This window comes from uncultured Coprobacter sp. (assembly GCF_947855755.1).
Lineage (GTDB): Bacteria > Bacteroidota > Bacteroidia > Bacteroidales > Coprobacteraceae > Coprobacter.
This window is the reverse complement of the sequence record NZ_CANUAR010000019.1, coordinates 34,462-55,050: the sequence shown is the minus strand read 5'-3', so window position 1 is coordinate 55,050 and position 20,589 is coordinate 34,462. Positions and strand designations below refer to the sequence as shown.

Annotated in this window: 18 protein-coding genes; 5 read left to right on the top strand and 13 right to left on the bottom strand. The window is 37.7% G+C overall.

Annotated elements, in window-relative coordinates; all coding sequences use genetic code 11:
* Nucleotides 1–43: 43 nt before the first annotated feature.
* The 3 genes from rplI to rpsF are packed head-to-tail and all read right to left on the bottom strand — an operon-like array spanning nt 44 to nt 1,134.
* The gene (gene rplI, locus Q0093_RS10590) at nt 44–487 is read right to left on the bottom strand and encodes a 50S ribosomal protein L9 (RefSeq protein ID WP_294177677.1); all 444 of its coding nucleotides are present in this window, start codon (nt 485–487) and stop codon (nt 44–46) included.
* Nucleotides 488–510: 23 nt separating this feature from the next.
* Complete coding sequence (gene rpsR, locus Q0093_RS10585) at nt 511–783, bottom strand: 30S ribosomal protein S18 (RefSeq protein ID WP_009317570.1); 273 nt, start codon at nt 781–783, stop codon at nt 511–513.
* Between the two features lie 3 nt (nt 784–786).
* Nucleotides 787–1,134, bottom strand: coding sequence for a 30S ribosomal protein S6 (gene rpsF, locus Q0093_RS10580; protein WP_009317571.1), 348 nt, complete (start codon nt 1,132–1,134; stop codon nt 787–789).
* A gap of 285 nt (nt 1,135–1,419) precedes the next feature.
* Here rpsF and Q0093_RS10575 point away from each other — a divergent pair, with 285 nt between their 5' ends.
* The 3 genes from Q0093_RS10575 to Q0093_RS10565 all read left to right on the top strand — a co-directional run bounded on the left by Q0093_RS10575 (nt 1,420) and on the right by Q0093_RS10565 (nt 3,774).
* Entirely contained in the window at nt 1,420–1,875 is a 456-nt protein-coding gene (locus tag Q0093_RS10575) for a MarR family winged helix-turn-helix transcriptional regulator (RefSeq protein ID WP_294177678.1), read from the top strand.
* 56 nt (nt 1,876–1,931) lie between these two features.
* Nucleotides 1,932–2,942: an alpha/beta hydrolase gene (locus Q0093_RS10570; protein WP_297930199.1), complete on the top strand. Its 1,011-nt coding sequence runs from the start codon at nt 1,932–1,934 to the stop codon at nt 2,940–2,942.
* Nucleotides 2,943–3,552: 610 nt separating this feature from the next.
* A complete protein-coding gene (locus tag Q0093_RS10565) occupies nt 3,553–3,774 on the top strand; it encodes a winged helix-turn-helix domain-containing protein (protein ID WP_122337881.1) in 222 nt (73 codons plus the stop codon).
* Between the two features lie 198 nt (nt 3,775–3,972).
* Here Q0093_RS10565 and Q0093_RS10560 read toward each other — a convergent pair whose 3' ends face one another.
* From Q0093_RS10560 to Q0093_RS10550, 3 genes are all read right to left on the bottom strand, one after another.
* Complete coding sequence (locus tag Q0093_RS10560) at nt 3,973–4,728, bottom strand: hypothetical protein (RefSeq protein ID WP_297303196.1); 756 nt, start codon at nt 4,726–4,728, stop codon at nt 3,973–3,975.
* An 863-nt stretch (nt 4,729–5,591) separates the two neighbouring features.
* Complete coding sequence (locus tag Q0093_RS10555) at nt 5,592–6,449, bottom strand: hypothetical protein (RefSeq protein ID WP_297930195.1); 858 nt, start codon at nt 6,447–6,449, stop codon at nt 5,592–5,594.
* 22 nt (nt 6,450–6,471) lie between these two features.
* Nucleotides 6,472–8,688 (bottom strand): RelA/SpoT family protein, encoded by a 2,217-nt coding sequence (locus Q0093_RS10550; protein ID WP_297930192.1) that lies wholly within the window; start codon nt 8,686–8,688, stop codon nt 6,472–6,474.
* Nucleotides 8,689–8,815: 127 nt separating this feature from the next.
* Between Q0093_RS10550 and Q0093_RS10545 the strand changes: the two genes are divergently transcribed.
* A complete protein-coding gene (locus Q0093_RS10545; RefSeq protein ID WP_294177683.1) occupies nt 8,816–10,336 on the top strand; it encodes a DUF4301 family protein in 1,521 nt (506 codons plus the stop codon).
* A gap of 55 nt (nt 10,337–10,391) precedes the next feature.
* Here the strand turns inward: Q0093_RS10545 and rodA are convergent, their stop codons facing one another.
* The 7 genes from rodA to Q0093_RS10510 form a co-directional block, all read right to left on the bottom strand.
* Nucleotides 10,392–11,843 carry a rod shape-determining protein RodA gene (rodA, locus tag Q0093_RS10540; RefSeq protein ID WP_294177684.1) on the bottom strand — a complete coding sequence of 484 codons (1,452 nt, stop codon included), beginning with the start codon at nt 11,841–11,843 and terminating at the stop codon, nt 10,392–10,394.
* Entirely contained in the window at nt 11,824–13,686 is a 1,863-nt protein-coding gene (gene mrdA, locus Q0093_RS10535; RefSeq protein ID WP_297930188.1) for a penicillin-binding protein 2, read from the bottom strand. The genes rodA and mrdA overlap by 20 nt, the downstream gene beginning before the upstream one ends.
* Complete coding sequence (gene mreD, locus Q0093_RS10530) at nt 13,683–14,192, bottom strand: rod shape-determining protein MreD (protein ID WP_294177686.1); 510 nt, start codon at nt 14,190–14,192, stop codon at nt 13,683–13,685. Before mreD ends, mrdA begins: the two co-directional genes overlap by 4 nt.
* Nucleotides 14,185–15,033 (bottom strand): rod shape-determining protein MreC, encoded by an 849-nt coding sequence (gene mreC / locus Q0093_RS10525; protein WP_297930184.1) that lies wholly within the window; start codon nt 15,031–15,033, stop codon nt 14,185–14,187. Before mreC ends, mreD begins: the two co-directional genes overlap by 8 nt.
* Nucleotides 15,034–15,136: 103 nt before the next feature.
* Nucleotides 15,137–16,156 carry a rod shape-determining protein gene (locus Q0093_RS10520; RefSeq protein ID WP_009317583.1) on the bottom strand — a complete coding sequence of 340 codons (1,020 nt, stop codon included), beginning with the start codon at nt 16,154–16,156 and terminating at the stop codon, nt 15,137–15,139.
* Nucleotides 16,157–16,226: 70 nt separating this feature from the next.
* Nucleotides 16,227–17,750: a bifunctional phosphoribosylaminoimidazolecarboxamide formyltransferase/IMP cyclohydrolase gene (gene purH, locus Q0093_RS10515; RefSeq protein WP_294177688.1), complete on the bottom strand. Its 1,524-nt coding sequence runs from the start codon at nt 17,748–17,750 to the stop codon at nt 16,227–16,229.
* A gap of 358 nt (nt 17,751–18,108) precedes the next feature.
* Nucleotides 18,109–19,398, bottom strand: a complete 1,290-nt coding sequence (locus Q0093_RS10510; RefSeq protein ID WP_297930180.1) for an O-acetylhomoserine aminocarboxypropyltransferase/cysteine synthase family protein — start codon at nt 19,396–19,398, stop codon at nt 18,109–18,111.
* A 643-nt stretch (nt 19,399–20,041) separates the two neighbouring features.
* On the opposite strand from Q0093_RS10510, the gene Q0093_RS10505 reads away from it, so the two are divergent.
* Nucleotides 20,042–20,512: an Lrp/AsnC family transcriptional regulator gene (locus Q0093_RS10505; protein ID WP_297303206.1), complete on the top strand. Its 471-nt coding sequence runs from the start codon at nt 20,042–20,044 to the stop codon at nt 20,510–20,512.
* Nucleotides 20,513–20,589 lie beyond the last annotated feature (77 nt).

Genomic DNA, 20,589 nt, shown 5'->3' with positions numbered 1-20,589 from the left:
TCGTTGAACTTCACCTTTCTTTTTTATTTGAAATCCGAAAATATTATTCGGCAACTACTTCAAACGGGATTTCTACACTTACCTCTTTATGAAGTTTCAAAATCGCTTTATAAGCACCAACCTCTTTTACAGATTCTTTAATGTAGATAACTTTACGATCGATCTCATAACCGGCTTTTTCCAAAGCTTCCGCAATCTGAATATTGTTGACCGAACCAAAAATCTTACCTGTAGAACTTGCTTTAGCACCAATTGTCAAAGAAACTCCTTCCAATTTAGCCGCCAACTCTTTAGCATCATTTTTGATCTTCTCAAGCTTATGAGCACGTTGCTTCATGTTTTCAGCTAACATCTTCAGTGCAGAAGGAGTAGCGATAACAGCCTTACCTTGAGGGATAAGATAATTGCGACCATATCCGCTTTTAACGGTTACCACGTCATCTTTATACCCAAGATTTAAGATATCTTCTTTTAATATTACTTGCATTACTATTTTCCTCCTTCTTTAAATTATTTCATCATGTCTGTTACATAAGGAAGTAACGCCAGATGACGTGCTCTCTTTACAGCCTGAGCAATACGGCGTTGGAACTTCAACGAGGTACCGGTAATACGACGAGGTAAAATTTTACCTTGTTCGTTCAGAAACTTTTTCAAGAATTCGGGATCTTTATAATCGATATATTTGATACCGCTTTTTTTGAAACGACAGTATTTTTTCTTTTTAATGTCCACCGAGGGAGGAGTCAAATATCTGATTTCAGATTGATTTTGTTGTGCCATGACTTAATTCTCCTTTACTTCTTTTGATTTAACACTTCTTCTTTTTGCAGCATATTCTGCAGCGTATTTATCCATTCTGAAAGTCAAGAAACGGATAACACGTTCATCACGACGGAAATTAATTTCCAATTTTGCGATTACAGACGGATCTGCGTTAAACTCCAGCAATTGGTAGAAGCCTGTAGATTTTTTCTGGATAGGATAAGCCAATTTGCGTAATCCCCAGTTTTCTTCATTCACGATTTCAGCACCTTCTGCCACCAAGATCGCTTTGAATTTTTCTACCGCTTCCTTCATCTGTACATCAGATAAAACGGGAGTTAAAATGAAAACGGTTTCATAATGATTCATACTCGTTTAAATTAACTTGTTAGTTTAAATTTTTGAATTGCGGGGCAAAGGTAGTCATTATTTACTAAAATCCAAACACTTCGCTATTTTTATTTCAGAAGGTTCTGAAATTTTCTCAAGAATATCGTCCACTCAAATAAGAAACCTTTAAAACCTTCTTATGCACAGAAGTCAATATATAACAAGACAAGAATACAGCTTGCATTAATAACATTTTTTATCGACACCTCAACTAAAAAAATAAAATATTGTTCGTATTTTTGTTGTCTAAACAATTATTACATAATGAACCTTCTTGCTATCGACAACGAAATGCTATTCGCTTTATTAAGCGGCAAATTATCATCAGCAATCAATCGAAAATTATATAGAAGTTTTCGAAAAATAAACATAGATATTACTCCAGAACAGTGGACTGTTCTCTATTATTTATGGTCAAAAGACGGTGTCACGCAACAGGAGCTTTGCAATGCGACTTTCAAAGACAAACCAAGTATGACCCGCTTGATCGACAATCTTGAAAAACAAAGTCTGGTAACTCGTTCGGCAGATAAAAACGACCGACGCATCAATATTATCAATCTCACTGAAAAAGGACGAAATCTCGAAGAGATGACACAGCCCATAGTTGCAGCAACGATGAAAGCTGCTCTGAACGGATTAAATGAGGAGGAAATAGAAACCGCCCGCATTTTATTGAACAAAGTATTCAATAATGTGAAAATATCATTGGGAGATTAAACTTCCTTTCCTGCTTGCTGTTTTATCATTAAATGAAAAAACTCAACATCAAAATCATGAGAAAAAAAATCTTACTATTTCTCTTCTCAATCTTGTCGCTCAGCATAAATAGCTTTGCTCAATACCACGCGGATATATTAGGAGGAAACTTCGTCCAACGAACAATACAGATGCCCGATGATTATGAAGGAAAAGTTATTATCACTATCATTCGGAAAGAGGCCGCACACCCTACTACGAAAGCAATACTTTACGTACACGGATTCAACGATTATTTCTTTCAGAAATCACTGGCAGAACACTTCAATGACGCCGGATTTAATTTTTATGCCATCGACTTGCGAAAATACGGACGTTCAATGCTATCCAATCAATATCCATTCCAAGTTCACAACTTAAATGAATACTTTGCCGATATAGACACAACTTTGCAAATTATAAAAAAGGAAGGAAATCGTGAGATTTTATTGATGGGACATTCTACCGGAGGTTTAATAACCTCTCTTTTCTGTCACAAATACAGAAAAGCTCTCCCCATCCAAGGACTAATTTTAAACAGTCCGTTTCTTGACATGAACCAAAGCTGGTTCAAAGAAAAAATATTGATTCCCACAGTCTCTTTTTTCGCACTTTTTTCTAAAAAAACAAAAATAAAGCAAGGCATCTCTACTGCTTACGGAGAAAGTTTATTAAAATCGCATCATGGAGAATGGGAGTATGACACGACAAAAAAATTTATGCAATCTCCTCCTCTCACAACAGGATGGATACGAGCTATCCACCGGGGACAAAGAAAAATACACAAAGGATTAGATATTCCCTGTCCTGTTCTGGTACTTTACTCCAGTCGGTCAGTTTACGGAGACGAATGGAATCCCGAACATCAAACCGGAGATGGTGTGCTGGATGTAAAAGATATCGCTAAGTATGGCAAACGTTTGGGATCTAAAGTTACCGAAATAGAAATACAAGACGGAATGCATGATCTTATTCTTTCCAAGAAAGAAGCCAGAGATGCAACTTATCAGGCTATTTTTAATTGGGTAAAACAAAATCATTTGAACTAATCAAGTCTTGCGATCTTCTCAATCATTTATAAATTTATCGTATTGAAATAATGTGCGATAAATCACCAATTTATTCTTACGGATTAATAACCTGACTAAACTTGTCAACAAAGAAACACGATCAGGTCATTTTTACGTTTTTTCCGGTCTTTTTTCCCGTTTTCATTCATCAGACAGCCAGTTACACAACAACATCCTCGAAAGAAATTCTCAACCTGACCCGTGCAAAATTTATACAGGCTCTTAGAATAATAAAAAATAAAAAGAATAATACCGATTTACCAAAAATAAAATTATCTTTGTCTTATAAATAAGTGTTCATTGAAAAAAACATATCGAAAAGCGTCCAGTCTTTTTACTTTGTAACAAAACTACCAATTTATGTTATTATCAAAACGTGTAAAAATGGCTGGACGCCTGCGCTGTCATATATGCGTGGGCGTTCCTTTCATTTAAACGTTTGGGGATTGGTAGTTCCTGTTACAATACATGAAAGATAACTCTCCACGCTTTTTTTATGTCTTTTCTATACATAAACAACAATTTTTCATGCGTATTTATCGCTGCTAAAAGTTAAATTTATTCTATCAAACCTTTAAATATTTATTGTATGGATAAGATGATCATCGGTGAAAATGCCGGAAAAATCTGGCAGGCAATGAAAAATATAGAAGAAATATCAATCCCTGAATTAGCACGTAAACTCGATTTAAGTGCAGAAAGTACGGCTTTGGCAGCAGGATGGTTGGCGAGAGAAAATAAAATTTGTATTAAACAAAAAAATGGTGTAATCAAATTATTCAATGAAAACTATTATGCTTTCCGTTATTAATGAATATCAATCAAACATTTTCTATTTATAAACTATTTTATCAAAGCAGAACTGACATTCTGATTGCAAATAGCTAAAAAACAAAAGTCTTAAATATTACCTCAAAAAAATTTCTAACTCACTCGATACTTTTCTATAAAAAAAGAATGAACTTTGTCTTTAAAGTTCATTCCATTTTTACTGTTATTTTTCTTTTTATTAAAATACCAATCCAAGTTTAAAAGCAAATCCCTTCGCCTTATTTTCACTTTGAAAGTTCATCCCGATGTTCAATTTTTTATAATTAATACCAAAACCGACATTTGCTAAAAAGCCAGAACCTTCTATCTCCAGAACACCGATAGAACACCCCAAGCCTAAATCTATATAAGGAGCAAAATCATCTGTTACCGGATAATAACCTTTCATATCAAGAAAAACAGGAACTGTCATTCCCCAAACGGTTTCTAAATCGCCATCGTATTCATCAAAACTCAATATATCTTTATACGCATTAAATCCAAAACCGAGACCGACAAAAGCATACTTGCTGATTCTCGAACCATGAATAGTTTCGAAAACAACTCTGTCCAAACCGTTTTCACCTAAGCCTAAAGCATAACCGAGATTAACTTCTCCTTGATAACGAGGATACTTTTTATTATCTCCAACACTTTTCTGCGAAGATGAAGCATACGTCGACATTATATCCTTCTTTCCGTTTTGATATTTAATCATAAAAATCTCGGAAGCCGGGATTCTATACACCGGACCATCTTGATAATCCCACATTTTATATTTAATTTCATCTCCGGAGACCTCCATTACTTTCGACTTGATTTCTTCACCGTCTTTTTTAACAATTACATCTTGAGAATAAGCACTCATTCCCACTCCTATAAAACAGAGTAAACAAAAAAGAGTTTTAGAAATTCTTTTTGAAAAAACAGCATGCACAATCTTCACAAATTCCATATAACATCATTATTATATATTGCCTATAGTCTCCCCTGAATCAGCAAATACCACAATAAAAAAGCGTGGGAAACTGTTTAATATTTTACCTTAAATCAAACCCGACACATTAATCGTCAATCGGCCAACACCTAAAACATATCGTAAACCAATTATGATTTTATTTCCACCAGATTCATACAACTAAAAATATCGAGAATTCTAATATATGGTAATATTTAAAAACGCCTTCACTATAAAATAATCACTATAATTTCCTAATTATAAACCGATTTTAATAATATTGCAAAATTAGAAAATATTCCCTACCGAACCCTCGAATTATGGACTCTGACATCATTATTATATATATCTATATTTATCTAATAATCAATGATATTATCAAGAAAAATATATATTATCAAATAGAGAGGCAAGAAAAAGAAAACAGACTTAGAACCTCTCTAAATTTTCCGATAAAGAAATTCTATTAAATGCTTTTTATTCTCAAAATAAAAAATTAACAAAGAAAAATTTATGGTTTGTTTCTTATATTACTTAGATCTTCACAGACTATTACAACACAAGTAATCATATATTTAAAGCAATTCATAAAGTTCCGCAAGAAATAATTTTTATTTCTTGCGGAATAACTTGTATAAAAATAAATACCTTTTTAATATTCCCGAATACACTATCTATCAGACTCTGAGAGCCTGTCTAAATTTTCCGACAAAAAAGTATTATCAGGTCATTTTCGCGTTTTCTCTCGTCAGATAGCCCGCTATCATACTCGTAAAATCAGAAAAACATACTCGAAAGAAACTCTCAAAACTGACCCGAGTAAAATTTATACAGGCTCTAACCAACTATACTATTTCTAATCACGACTCTTTATCGAGACTATCATGTTCGTGATCAGCAATTTGCTTCTTTAATATTTCGATAGTCTTAGTAGCAATAGCCTTTTCCCGCTGAAGTTGTTTTATCTCAGACATCACCAAAGCAAGTTCATAAGAAGCGCTAATAGCTTCTCTCGTATTATCATCCATAATAAAAGAGAAAGGTCGCTTACCTTCATAACTTACCTTTATTTTTGCACCATTGCTATTATAAACCAAATCCGCCACGGAACGCATCTGTTTCCCTTTATACGTCACAACCTCAGTCGTATTTCCGGCATTTACAAAACGATAATTATTCGCACCGTCATAAGGAATAACCGCTGTAAGAGCAAATGTCCCGTCCGGCAGCTCAACTTTTACCGATTCATGATCCAATTTTGTCGCCCCGAAATAGACACTCATCAACTGCATCTGCCCATCTTCTGTCACCTGAATACGCAAGCATGAACGGTTGACACTCCCGGCATTCCGGTCTTTTTTGAAAACATAATTACCCTCTTCTTGATATTTCTCATCTTTCTGCAATTTAAATTTAGAGAGTAAATCTTTCTGAAAGGCTTGACGTATAGGCAGCAAACTATCCACATAAGCGAGATTACGCTCATTTATACTCAAATCCACACGACGCATCAATTGCATTCCGGCACGAATTTCATCAAATGCACGAGGATCGATCTTGGCAATACTGTCAATCGCAACTTTAGCTTGAGCATAATCCCCTTGCCGGTATAGCTCTTCTGCTTTCTGATATTGCTCGGCTGCCGGATTATTTTTCTTTGAACATGCCCCCAAAAACAAGGCTAAACCGACAATCGAAATAAAAAAGATTCTTTTCATATATTATCTATCTAAATATCATTTAATTCAATGTAACCCGATCTACACTCTTCACGCCTTTTACCGTCTTCAATTTTTTCATCAAAGCATTCAATGCAGACAAATCATCGACCAAAACTGTAATATGTCCCTGAAAAAGCCCGTCATTAGAGTCTATGGATATACCCCTCATCGTAATGTTTTTTTCCTTCGAAATGATCGATGTTATATTCGTTACAATACCGATATCATCATTTCCGACAACACGCAAAACAGTAGCATATTGAGAGCCTTGCTTTCCCGACCAACGTGCCTTAACGATTCTATACCCGAAGCGAGTTCTTAAAGCCAAAGCATTAGGACAATCCATTCGATGTATTTTAATGCTTCCCTGAGTAGAAACAAATCCGAATATATCATCTCCATAAATAGGATTACAACACTTCGATAACTTATAATCTATGCCCTTCAAATTCTGATCGATCACCAATACATCCTCTTTCCCCAATTCTTCGGAAGAAAGCGGTTGCACATAATTCTCCGCAGTACGCGACTCGGCCGACTCTTCATTCTCTTTCCTGTCTAAATCGAGATATGAATCTATAACAACATTCACATCGATTTTTTCCTGCGACAGATCATAATAAAAATCAGTTACCGTCTTATACCCCATTTTTTTTATCAAGCGCATCATTATCGCCTCATCGGCATCGATTTTCCGATTTTTAAACCGACGTTGCAACAACTCTTTTCCAAATTCGGCTTCTTTATAAGTAGCCTCATTCAAAGCTTGTTTAATTTTTACCCTAGCTTTAGAGGTCGCTACAATATTCAACCAATCCTGCTTAGGCGTCTGTGAAGGCGAAGTCAAAATTTCGATCGTGTCCCCGCTCTTAAGAGCATATTTGATCGGTTGATTTTTATCATTCACTTTTGCCCCAACACACTTACTACCCAAAGCGGTATGAATTAAAAAAGCGAAATCCAGAACCGTCGCACCTTTAGGCAATTTATACAAATCCCCTTTCGGAGTAAATACAAAGACCTCTTTATCATAAAGATCCATCTTAAACTCCTTCATCAGTTCCATTGGTCCGGTAGCATCGGCAGACTCTAAAATATCCCTGACATTATTCAACCAGTCATCCAGTCCGCTCTCGCTTTTTATACCTTTATATTTCCAATGTGCCGCCAATCCCCTTTCGGCAATTTCATCCATACGCTTGCTTCGTATCTGTACCTCGACCCAACGGTTTTCGGGTCCCCACACTGTTATGTGCAACGATTCATATCCATTGCTTTTGGGTATAGAAAGCCAGTCTTTAAGCCGTTTCGGGTTAGGCTGGTACATATCGGTAATAATCGAATACACTTTCCAACAATCTGCCTTTTCCTGTTTTTCAGGTGTATCCAAAACTACCCGTATGGCGAACAAATCATAAATATCTTCAAGCTCGGCTTTTTGCTTCCTGATCTTATTCAGTATAGAAGATATAGATTTTGTTCTTCCCTTAATCTCGAACTTCAACCCGGCAGCTTCGAGTTTAGCCTTCACCGGTTTTATAAATTCATAAATATATTTATCCCGGGCAGCTTTCGTTTCATTCAGTTTCCGGGCAATTTCATTGAAAGTAGGTCGATCGGTATATTTCAGAGCAAGATCTTCCAATTCGGACTTAATCGTATAAAGCCCTAAACGATGTGCTAAAGGTGCATACAAATAAGATGCTTCACAAGCGACATTTACTCTGAACTGCTCATCCGGATGATGATTTATCATCCTCATCAGACATAACCGATCTGCAATCATAATAATGATGACCCTCACATCTTCTGCAAAAGTCAACAATAATTTTCTGAAATTATCGCTCTCTACTGTCGCCTGTTTAGCGTAAAGGCCGTTCGCTTTAATTAATCCGCGTATGATTTTCGCTATATCAGATCCAAATATAGCTTCGACTTGTTCATTGGTATAACTTCCCCCTGAAATCAAATTATAAATCAAGACCGAAATTAACGTACTACGTTCAAGACCGACCTCTTTGGAAAGGATAAGAGCCGTATTAATATTTCTCAACAAGACATTTATACCCTTCTTGTCTCGTAAATAATTACCTTTTTTTATCGCATCGGTAATCATTTCACGAATACGTCTAAAGTCGTCTTCTCCGATCAACGAATGAGAGGATCGCCACAATGCCCGGTAAGCAACCAAGAGCTCTTTCCGTTCAGAAACGGTAAAATATGTACTCTCTCCCATAATCCATATCATTTATTATCTAAAAACGATTCAAATATATATTTTTTGAACTTACTATTCACGAATTTAATAAGGTTTTTGTAAATTTGAGTGGTTTTGTAACATATCATTAACTAAATAATATACTATGACATTTACACAAGAGGATCATGATTTATTGATGCAGAAAGGCATTAATGAATCTCAAATAGAAGAACAGTTGTCTTGTTTCAAAACAGGATTTCCGTTTTTGAAGTTGAAGTCGCCTGCCTCTATCGGCAATGGTATTTTATCTTTAGACGAAAAAGAGAGTAAGCACTATCTCGAAATATGGGAAAAATATTTGTCGGGAAATCCGGTTATCGTAAAATTTGTTCCGGCTTCGGGCGCTGCAAGCCGAATGTTCAAAAATCTGTTCGAATTTTTAGATGCCGATTATAATACGCCCACTACCGACTTCGAGAAGAAATTCTTCAGCAATATTACACACTTCGCTTTTTATAATGACTTGAATGCCATCTGCGTAAAAAATGAGGGGCAAGATATTCCGACTCTGATCACAGAGCAAAAATATAAACCGATAATAGCAAATCTGTTATTAGAAAAGGGGCTGAATTATGGAGCTCTACCCAAAGGAATGTTGAAATTCCATAATTACGGGGACATTAGCCGTACAGCCATGGAAGAACATCTTGCCGAAGGAGCTCTGTATGCACGTAATGCCGCAGGAAATGTCAATGTGCATTTTACCGTATCAAAAGAGCATTTACCCTATTTTAAACAGTTAGTTTCCGAAAAACAATCCGATTACGAAAAGTTATTCGACGTAAAATATTCAGTCAGTTTTTCAGAACAAAAACCATCGACAGACACAATCGCCGCTGATATGCAGAATGAACCTTTCAGGGACAAGGGAAAAATGGTATTTCGTCCGGGCGGACATGGCGCTTTGATCGAAAACCTGAACGATATCGATGCTGATGTAATCTTTATCAAAAATATCGATAACGTCGTACCTGATAAAATTAAAGATTCGACCGTCTTGTTCAAAAAAATAATCGGGGGAGTACTGATCTCTTTACAACAACAGATAGATAAATATGTCGAACTACTCGAAAGCGGAAAATATACAATGGATAACGTACGGGAAATTATCGCATTTGTACAACAAAAACTCTTCATCCGCAACCCGGAAACAAAAATTCTTGAAGACAGCGATCTAGTTGTTTATCTATTGAAGAAGCTAAAACGTCCCATTCGTGTTTGCGGTATGGTTAAGAATGTCGGAGAACCCGGAGGAGGTCCGTTCCTCGCTTATAATCGAGACGGATCTTATTCTCTTCAAATTCTCGAAAGCTCCCAGATCGATCTTAAAAATTCCGAATCGAAAGCCATGTTCGACGCATCGACTCATTTCAATCCGGTAGATTTGGTTTGTGCCGTTAAAACCAGAAAAGGAGAAAAATATAATCTTCCGGACTTCGTCGATAAAAATACGGGATTTATTTCTTTGAAATCTAAAAACGGAAAAGAATTGAAAGCCCTCGAATTACCGGGATTATGGAACGGAGCTATGTCTGATTGGAACACCGTATTCGTCGAAGTACCGATTTCCACATTCAACCCTGTAAAAACAGTTAATGATTTGCTAAGAGAGCAACACCAATAAATAACAGGCTGTAAAATAATTCCGGACATTCTTCTCCGGAATTATTTTTATATCATCAATAATTTTCCAACCGACCGGCATCGATACGAAGCAGAGTGAAAAGTAAAATAGTAAATCCCCAAAGAGAAGATCCGCCATAACTGAAAAACGGCAAGGGTATGCCGATCACCGGACATAACCCGATTACCATTCCTACATTAATGGCTAAATGAAAAAATAATATACTGGCTACACAATAGCCATATACCCGACCAAACACAGAACGCTGACGCTCGGCTATCTGAATAATCCGTATAATCAAGGCAAAGAATAATATCACGACCAAAGAAGCTCCCCAAAAGCCTTCTTCTTCTCCGATCGTACAAAATATGAAGTCGGTATCCTGTTCGGGCACATACTTCAATTTTGTTTGCGTTCCATTCAAAAAACCTTTTCCCCATAAACCTCCCGATCCGATTGCAATCTTCGACTGATTGACATTATATCCCGCTCCTCTGGGATCATCTTCCATTCCCAAAGCGACTTTAATACGAGTTTGTTGATGAGGCTCCATAATATCGGTAAACACATAATTCACCGAAAATAGAAAAACTACCGACACTATGGCAAAACAAAGTGTAAGAAGAAGTTTCGTATTGCGACTTTGCAGATATAAAAAAACAATATACAAAGAGGATAGAAAAATCAATGATAAAATAACATATACCCAATTAAAAGATATTCCTAAAACAGACAGCAAGTAACAAATTACGGAAACCGATGCCGACAGAAGAAGAAGATTTCGCACCACGACAGAATCTTTATAAAAATAAGCGACCATACCGATTATGACCAAAACGATCAATGCCAGTACAAGCACCTCACCCACAGGGGTACTTCCCCACAACACACCGCTATATTTTACTCCTACCACAAAATAAACGATCGAACATAATCCAGCAAAAAGAATCAGTCCGGTCATGCCTTCACGATAAAGCATAAATATCAATGAGGCATATACCAAAGCCGATCCGGTCTCTTTCTGCATCATGATCAATGCCATAGGCAACAAAATCAAAAGGCAGGCCTTAAAAAAATTAGATGGCACGGTCAACACAAAATTATATGAGCTGATCAGACGCGCCAACGCCAATGCAGTCCCGAATTTTGCAAACTCGGCCGGCTGAATATTTACCGGTCCTAATACCAGCCATGACCGAGAACCTTTAATTTCCGGAGCTAAAAAAATAGTCGCTACCAGAAGTATCATAAAACCGATGTAAATAGGATAGGCCAAAGCTTCATACATGCGGCTGTCAAGCATCAGCAATACGAACGCTATACCGAACGAAAGCCCGATCCACAATAATTGTTTTCCTGAACGTTCCGAAAAATCGAATATACTGGCATCATCGAAATTATAGCTTGCAGCATAGATACTCACCCATCCGATAAATACAAGCACCGTATATAATCCGATCGTGTACCAATCAATAGACTTCCATATACTAATTTCCCTTAATGCCACTGTATATCATTGTATTTGATGTTACCATTCTTTCTTCTAAATAGGCTCTCTCCGGAGCAATAAATCCATTCAGATACTTTTCTATCATCAGACTTCCGATAGGAACTCCGAAAGTAGCTCCAAATCCTGCATTCTCCACATAGACGGCTATTGCGATCTTAGGATTATCCATCGGAGCAAATCCCATAAACGCGGAATGATCCTTTCCATGAGGGTTCTGTGCCGTACCTGTCTTCCCGCAAACATCTATTCCCGGAATAGCCCCGACCCGGCAAGTTCCTCCTGTAACAGCCATCCGCATTCCCTCGACTATATAATTATAATATTCACTGTCTATATGCGTGTATCGACGCTGCCTGAATTCTTCATTCAAAACCGTATCTTGTATTTCTTTTACGACATGAGGTGTATAAAAATATCCTCGATTCGCAATTGTGGCCGCCAAATTTGCGATTTGCAACGGTGTAGCCAATACCTCACCCTGACCTATACCGATAGAAATTACAGTCAACGCCCGCCAACGATTCTCACCATATACTTTATTATAAAACTTGCTATTCGGAATAAATCCCCGACTTTCACCCGGCAAATCGACACCTAATCGATAACCATATCCCATCGAAACAAGATAATCTTTCCATATATCAAAAGCTTCGGCCGTATTTTTATATCTCGAACGACTGTCGAGCATGGACCGAAGCCCATAACAAAAATAAGCATTGCAAGAGGTCTGTAACGCCGGAAGCAACCCCAACGGTGATCCATGAGCATGGCATCCTACCTTCAACCGTCCTGCGACAAAGCCATGATAGCAAGGATACATTGTATGAGGAGTTATCACTTTTTCCTGTAAAAATATAAGCCCTTGTGTCGGCTTGAAGGTAGAACCGGGAGGATATGCCGCCATAAACGCCCGGTCATATAACGGTTTATAAGGGTTCTTATTCAATTTCAAATAATTCTTCCCCCGCTCACGTCCGATCAATGCAGATGGGTCGTATGTGGGGCTCGATACCAAAGCCAATATCTCTCCGGTCGAAGGTTCTATCGCCACGATAGCTCCGATTTTGTTCTGCATCAAATATTCACCATATTGTTGCAAGTCCGCATCAATAGAAAGTTTTAGATTCCTTCCCGATTTAGGAGCAATATCATATATCCCGTCTTCATATTTTCCCTTTATCCGTCCGTGTGCATCCCGGAGCAATACCTCTATGCCTTTTTCCCCTCTCAAGTACTTCTCATAAGATTTTTCCACTCCAAGATCACCTGTATAATCTCCTCGTATGTAATAATCATCTTTTTCAAGATCACGAGGAGAGACCTCCCGGATATTTCCCAATACATTGGCCGCACTATTTACGGCATATTGTCTGAGTACCCGATTCTGAATAAAAAAACCGGGAAATTTATAAAGCTTTTCTTGCAAACGTCCATAATCTTGTGCAGATAATTGAGAAATAAATGTTTGAGGGGTATAAGCCGAATATCCGGGATTTAACCTACGATCTTTCACCATAGCCCAACGACGGTCGAACTGTTCGCGAGTAATACCCAGTGTCCGACAAAAATCCAAAGTATCAAATTCTTGAATTTCCCGAACAATCATCATAACATCGTATGCCGGTTGATTATAAACCAACAATTTCCCGTTTCGGTCATAAATCAGTCCCCGAGAAGGGTATTGTATCTTCTTAAGAAACGCATTACTATCGGCAAACCGTTTGTAATCATTATCCAATACCTGCAACGTAAAAAGGCGCATCAGATAGATCAGAACCACAACGGTCATGATCCAGATGATTACCCATTTGCGGTTTCCGGAATTATAATTAACGTTCACTTCTTTTTCCAATTTAAACTTTCCAATGCCAAGACCAGAATAAACGTAAGCAAAGTACTCGACAAAATACGTAATAAGAGAATCAACGGAGTAAAAAATGAAAAAGCTTCTATAACAAAAACTAAAATACAAAATAAGAAAATCACACAAAATGCATATATCGAGAAATATCCCGATCCGAACGAACGAAACGATGGTACTAATGAGACTTCTTCATTACCCCGTTGTAACACCAAAGCGATAAATGTACGCCTTACAAAGGCAATAGAAACAGAAGCTAAAGCATACATACCGGGTGTATTACTGAATATATCGATAATAAGCCCCATCAAAAACGACAGAGTCATTGTCCAATTAGCAGACAAGGTTGTAGGTAATTTCAAGATGAAATAAAGAAACAGAAAAGGGGTAGCATAACCGAACAAAGCAATACGGTTAAAGACCAATACCTGTAATAGTACCAGTACAATAAACGAAAATATATAACCGATTGCCGATTTACTCATCTTTTTTAGCCTCCATTTCCAAAATCCGACGTTCTTTTTGTCCCCTATCATCAAGAATCCGGACATCATTCAGTCGAAAAAAATCAGTAGACAATTTCACTGTTAAAGCATAGAAATTATCATTCCGCTGTTTTGAGAAACCGTCGACCGTACCCACCATCAGTCCTTCCGGAAAAACAGAGGAGTAACCGCTTGTCACGATAGTATCGCCTTTGACAAACTTCACATGTCGGGGCAACTCTTCCAACACGGCAAAACGAGGATCTTTCCCGTCCCATACTAAAGAGCCGAAATAATTACTGCCCTTTACTTTACAACTCAACCTTAATTTGGGATTCAATAACGATATGGCAACAGCATAATGATCTGAAACGACATTGACAATACCGACAATTCCGTTCTGATCAATTACCCCCATCTCCGAATGAATTCCGTCTTTTCTACCCTTATTCAGCGTAATATAGTTATGAGTCCTAAAAACGCTGTTATTTATCACTTGTGCAATCTGAAAATCATATCGAGAAAGAACCGAATCTGCAGACGTACGAATTAGCAAGGTATCCCCACTCAAACGACTGACTTCATCTCGCAAACGAATAAGCTCCATCTCAAGATTACCATTCTGTTTCTGCAAATCCCGATTTATTTCCCGCAAACCGAAATATCCGGTAATTCCACTGGTCATTATATAGAAACGGCCTGCCATTTCATTTGCCGAACTGAAAAAGACGCTTTGCTGATAAGGATTGAATTTGAACAGCAAAACAAAACAGATGACAAGATAAAAAGCATACACAAAGATCGGACTGTGATTTATCAAAAAAGAGATCAGTTTGCGCATGTACCGAATCCGACTAATTTATTACCACTACGAGTTACCTATTGTTAGAAAGGATTTTCCCTTCCCGACAAACGGTAACTCGTTTATATCTAAAATTCCGGTATTACCGGATCAGGAATGAGAATTTATCGATATTTTTCAAAGCAATCCCCGTTCCCTTAGCAACTGCATGCAACGGATCTTCAGCAATATGGAAAGGTATCCCGATCTTATCGGTCAAACGCTTATCCAACCCTCTCAACAAAGCTCCGCCGCCTGCCAAATAGATACCGTTACGTACAATATCCGCATATAATTCAGGAGGAGTCTGTTCCAATGCACTCAATACGGCAGCTTCTATTTTTGAAATAGATTTCTCGATACAATGCGATATTTCCTGATATGATACGGGAACTTCCATCGGAAGAGCCGTCATCCGGTTCGGACCATGCACAATATAGTCCTCCGGAGGATTAGCCAATTCGGTAAGAGCTGAACCGACATTGATTTTAATCATTTCTGCCGTACGTTCTCCGACTTTAACATTATGTTGACGTCCCATATACTCCTGAATGTCGGCCGTAAGATCATCCCCGGCTATACGGATCGACTTATTCGAGACGATTCCACCCAACGAGATCACGGCAATTTCGGTAGTACCGCCACCTATATCTACAATCATATTTCCCTCAGGAGCTTCAACGTCCAGACCTATTCCGATAGCAGCAGCCATCGGTTCATAAATCATATAAACATCCCGGCCTCCGGCATGTTCGGCAGAATCCCGTACGGCTCGAATCTCCACTTCGGTACTTCCAGAAGGAATACAAACTACCATACGCAAAGAGGGAGTAAACCAACGGTTTTTCGTATTCACCATTTTCACCATCCCCCGAATCATTTGTTCGGCAGCATAGAAATCCGCTATTACACCGTCTCTTAAAGGCCGTAGCGTACGTATATTTTCATGAGTCTTACCATGCATCTGACGAGCAGTTTCTCCAACTGCTTTCAACTTATCGGTACGTTTATCTAATGCAACCATAGAAGGTTCGTCTACCACTATTTTCCCATTGTGAATTATAATGGTATTCGCCGTACCCAAGTCTATCGCGATCTCTTGAGTGAAAGAAAATAATCCCATTTTATTATTTTATTTTTATAAAGCGCAGATCATACCGGAAAACATCCGGCTACTGATCCTATACCCTATCTTAATGTTTAAAATGTCGAATCCCGGTAGTAACCATGGCTACACCGTTTTCATTACAATAATCGATTGTCTGGTTATCCCGCACCGAACCTCCGGGTTGGATAACAGTATCGATTCCTTCTTTGTGGGCAATCTCCACACAATCAGGAAAAGGGAAGAACGCATCCGATGCCATTACACAGCCATTCAAATCGAAATCGAACGATTTGGCCTTTTCTATCGCATGGCGCAACGAATCCACACGGGAAGTCTGCCCCACTCCGCTCGCATAAAGTTGTTTTCCCTTAGCCAATACTATAGCATTCGATTTGCTGTGCTTTACAATTTTATTGGCAAATAACAAATCTTCCACTTCTTCCGGTGTTACGGATTTTTTTGTAACCTGAGTCAATTCTTCGGTTTTTTCGCAATGCAAATCTTTTTCCTGCATCAATACTCCATTAAGTAAAGAACGGAATTGTAAAGATTTTGTTTTATTCTCTTTTAGAATCAATATAATACGATTCTTTTTCTGTTCCAGAATTTCTAAAGCATCAGCATCGTATCCCGGAGCGATAACGACTTCGAAGAAAAGATTGTTCATTTCTTCTGCCGTAGCTTTATCGATTTTACCATTTGTAATCAATACACCACCGAAAGCAGAAACCGGATCGCCTGCCAATGCCGCTTTCCATGCATCTACCAATACCGGACGCGATGCCAAACCGCAAGCATTATTGTGTTTTAAAATAGCAAACGTCAATTCATCGAATTCTGCAATCAAAGAAACTGCGGCATCTATATCCAATAAGTTGTTATATGAAATTTCTTTCCCATGAAGTTGTTCGAACATTTCATCGAACTTCCCGAAGAAAAGACCTTTTTGATGAGGATTTTCGCCATAACGCAATACTTTGGCATCGTTCTCGGCACAACGGAAATAAGAACCTTCCCCATTATCGAAATAATTAAAAATTGCAGTATCATATCCTGAAGAAACGGCAAAAGCCTCTTTTGCAAACCACTTGCGGTCTTCTATCGAAGATTCCGCACCTTTCTCATTCAACAACTGCATCAGAGGAGCATATTGTCCTTTTGAAGCAACAATAACCACATCTTTAAAATTCTTCGCAGCAGCCCGTATCAAAGAGATACCGCCTATATCGATTTTCTCGATAATAGCGCTTTCGTCAGCTCCCGAAGCAACAGTTTCTTCAAAAGGATAAAGATCTACGATCACCAAATCTATTTCCGGAATCTCATATTCTGCAATTTGTTTCTGATCGCCTTCCAGCTCACGACGACATAATATACCTCCGAAAACTTTAGGATGAAGGGTTTTTACACGCCCTCCCAATATTGAAGGATATCCGGTCAGGTCTTCAACAGCTTGACAAGGCAATCCCAATGATTCTATAAAAGCCTGCGTACCACCGGTAGATATAAAACGTACACCTTCACTATATAATTTCTTTAATATCTCATCTAATCCATCTTTGTGGAATACCGAAACTAAAGCGGTTTTAATTCTCTTGTTTTCAGACATATATGCAAGTTTAAGTTTTTCAAAGCACAAAAATACGAAATAATGTGATTGAAATGTATAGATTATGCGAAAGTTTTAGAAAAAATAATGTTACAAACTTTTTGATTCTCACAAACGTATCGCTTCTGTCTAAAAAAATAAAAAGGAATGTAAATTCAGACAAGATAACATTCCTTTTTACCGCCTTTCAAAAAGAAAAATATATAAAATCAAATTCTATTCTCACTTTCTTAAAATTCTTAGAATCATCGGCTTCAATCCGAAAATACCGTTCGATCTATTCCCGGTTCAACCGAATGAAATCATCCCGATACTTGCCATTCCAACGAACAATGTTCACATCCTCTGACATGGCTGTTTAAATTTTAGAAAATGCCTGATCAAGATCTGCAAGAATATCATCTATATGTTCCGTACCTATCGAAAGCCGTATAGTCGAGGGTGTAATATGCTGTTGTGCCAATTCGTCCGGTGTCATTTGAGAATGCGTTGTAGTATATGGATGGATGACAAGACTTTTTACATCAGCGACATTGGCCAGTAATGAAAAAATTTCTAATGAATCGATAAATTTCCAAGCCTCTTCTTTTCCTCCTTTTATTTCAAACGTAAAAATACTGCCAGCTCCTTTAGGAAAATACTTTTTGTAAAGGGTATGATCGGGATGATCCGGTAACGAAGGATGATTCACTTTCGATACTTTCGGATTATTCTTCAAATAATCAACTACTTTCAAAGCATTTTCGACATGTCGTTCTACTCGCAGGGATAAAGTCTCCAGCCCCTGTAATAAGATAAAAGCGTTGAACGGAGAGATAGTCGCACCGGTATCACGCAAAATGACCGCCCGTATGCGGGTAACAAATGCCGCTTGTCCTGCCACATCTGCAAAAACAGCTCCATGATAACTCGGATCTGGTTTAGCTAAAGTATGGAATTTTTCTGCATCTTTTTTCCAATCGAATTTACCAGCATCCACAATAACTCCACCTAAACTAGAACCATGTCCACCAATAAATTTAGTCGCAGAATGGATCACTATATCCGCACCATGCTCAATAGGACGAATCAAGTAAGGAGTCCCGAAAGTGTTATCTATAATCAACGGAATATTATGGCGATGAGCGACTTCTGCAACAGCATCGATATTCGTCACATCAGAATTCGGATTCCCAAAAGTTTCGGCATAAATCGCTTTCGTATTAGGTCTGATTGCAGCCTCGAGCAATTTCAGATCATTCACGTTGACGATAGTATAGCTAACACCTTGTGCTGCCAACGTATGCGTAATGAGATTGAACGAACCGCCATATAAATTGTCTGCGGCAACAATATGATCTCCCACTCCGAGTATATTCTGCAAAGAATAAGTAACAGCAGCAGCACCCGAAGCGACAGCCAACCCCGCAACCCCGCCTTCAAGAGCCGCTACCCGCCGCTCAAATACATCTTGAGTCGAGTTTGTCAACCGTCCGTAGATATTTCCTGCGTCACGCAATCCGAAACGGTCGGCTGCATGCTGAGAATTATGAAATACATAAGAAGTGGTCTGATAAATAGGTACTGCACGTGCATCTGTTGCCGGGTCCGGATGTTCTTGCCCTACATGAAGCTGTAAAGTTTCAAAATGATAATTTTTCTTTGACATAGGAATATATGTTTATTATTTACAACGACAAAGCTACATTATACAGGATAATAATCCAATATATTTTAATAATATAGAAAATTATTCTAAATACATTCATCGTTTCGAATTTTTAATCTATACAAATTCTTTAAATTCGCCATTCTAAAGAATATTATCCTAAAGCTTAAAGTCTGAACTCTACAATAAAAAAATATTATCAGGTCATTTCCGCATTTTTCTCCAGTCTATAACGATTAAAAGAAAAACATTATTTTTGTAACGGGCTTCGAGCCTATTCAAAATTTACTCGATTTTGTTTCGGAAATTTCTTTTAAGAACATTTTTATGTTTGTATAAAGGTAATAACGAGAGACTTAACGAACAAAAACAAAGATAATGTGAAAGGTAATTTAAAGAAAGCCCGAACAAATTACTCTACTGAAAATTTTAGAGTCTGTCTAAATTTTACTCGGGTCAGATTTGAGAGTTTCTTTCGAGGATATTTTTCTGTTTTTAGGAGGAGGATAGCGGGCTATCTGACGAGGGAAAACGGGAAAATAGACCGGAAGAAAACGCAAAAATGACCTGATAATATTTTTTTATTGGAAAATTTAGACAGGCTCTTAAATAAGTTCCTATTATTGAATTTCAAAAACAGATTATGAATAATCCGGTTAAAATAGACAAAGTCGATTTACAAATACTCCGTACATTACAAGGAAATGCACGACTCACGCTCAAAGAGCTTGCCGCACAAGTAAGCCTTTCTTCAACTCCTGTATTCGAACGGCTTAAGCGTTTAGAAAACGAAGGATACATCAAAAAATATATTGCGATTCTGGATGCAGAAAAGTTAAATCAAGGTTTTGTCGTTTTCTGTAACGTAAAACTGAGCAGAATAAATCAGGAAATCGCAACCGAGTTTACCCGAATCATTCAGAATATTCCAGAAGTAACCGAATGTTACAACATATCGGGAAGTTTTGATTATTTGTTAAAAATACACGCACCCAACATGAAATATTATCAAGAATTCATACTGAACGTATTAGGTTCAATAGACAGTTTAGGCTCGATAGAGAGCACATTTGTCATGGATGAAGTAAAACACAATTACGGTATTCATATTTAAAAAGAAAAGCTGTCTCCCCCCACAAAAGAAGTCGCAAAAATGACCGGATAACATTCTCTTCGGAAAGTCCTTAACAT

Coding starts and splice junctions, on each gene's coding strand:
- mreC (WP_297930184.1), bottom strand. CDS start 15,033: ATGCGCAAACTGATCTCTTTTTTGATAAATCACAGTCCGATCTTTGTG.
- Q0093_RS10505 (WP_297303206.1), top strand. CDS start 20,042: ATGAATAATCCGGTTAAAATAGACAAAGTCGATTTACAAATACTCCGT.
- Q0093_RS10555 (WP_297930195.1), bottom strand. CDS start 6,449: ATGAAAAGAATCTTTTTTATTTCGATTGTCGGTTTAGCCTTGTTTTTG.
- rpsF (WP_009317571.1), bottom strand. CDS start 1,134: ATGAATCATTATGAAACCGTTTTCATTTTAACTCCCGTTTTATCTGAT.
- Q0093_RS10560 (WP_297303196.1), bottom strand. CDS start 4,728: ATGGAATTTGTGAAGATTGTGCATGCTGTTTTTTCAAAAAGAATTTCT.
- Q0093_RS10565 (WP_122337881.1), top strand. CDS start 3,553: ATGGATAAGATGATCATCGGTGAAAATGCCGGAAAAATCTGGCAGGCA.
- Q0093_RS10570 (WP_297930199.1), top strand. CDS start 1,932: ATGAGAAAAAAAATCTTACTATTTCTCTTCTCAATCTTGTCGCTCAGC.
- mreD (WP_294177686.1), bottom strand. CDS start 14,192: ATGAGTAAATCGGCAATCGGTTATATATTTTCGTTTATTGTACTGGTA.
- Q0093_RS10510 (WP_297930180.1), bottom strand. CDS start 19,398: ATGTCAAAGAAAAATTATCATTTTGAAACTTTACAGCTTCATGTAGGG.
- rpsR (WP_009317570.1), bottom strand. CDS start 783: ATGGCACAACAAAATCAATCTGAAATCAGATATTTGACTCCTCCCTCG.
- rplI (WP_294177677.1), bottom strand. CDS start 487: ATGCAAGTAATATTAAAAGAAGATATCTTAAATCTTGGGTATAAAGAT.
- Q0093_RS10575 (WP_294177678.1), top strand. CDS start 1,420: ATGAACCTTCTTGCTATCGACAACGAAATGCTATTCGCTTTATTAAGC.
- Q0093_RS10550 (WP_297930192.1), bottom strand. CDS start 8,688: ATGGGAGAGAGTACATATTTTACCGTTTCTGAACGGAAAGAGCTCTTG.
- Q0093_RS10520 (WP_009317583.1), bottom strand. CDS start 16,156: ATGGGATTATTTTCTTTCACTCAAGAGATCGCGATAGACTTGGGTACG.
- purH (WP_294177688.1), bottom strand. CDS start 17,750: ATGTCTGAAAACAAGAGAATTAAAACCGCTTTAGTTTCGGTATTCCAC.
- Q0093_RS10545 (WP_294177683.1), top strand. CDS start 8,816: ATGACATTTACACAAGAGGATCATGATTTATTGATGCAGAAAGGCATT.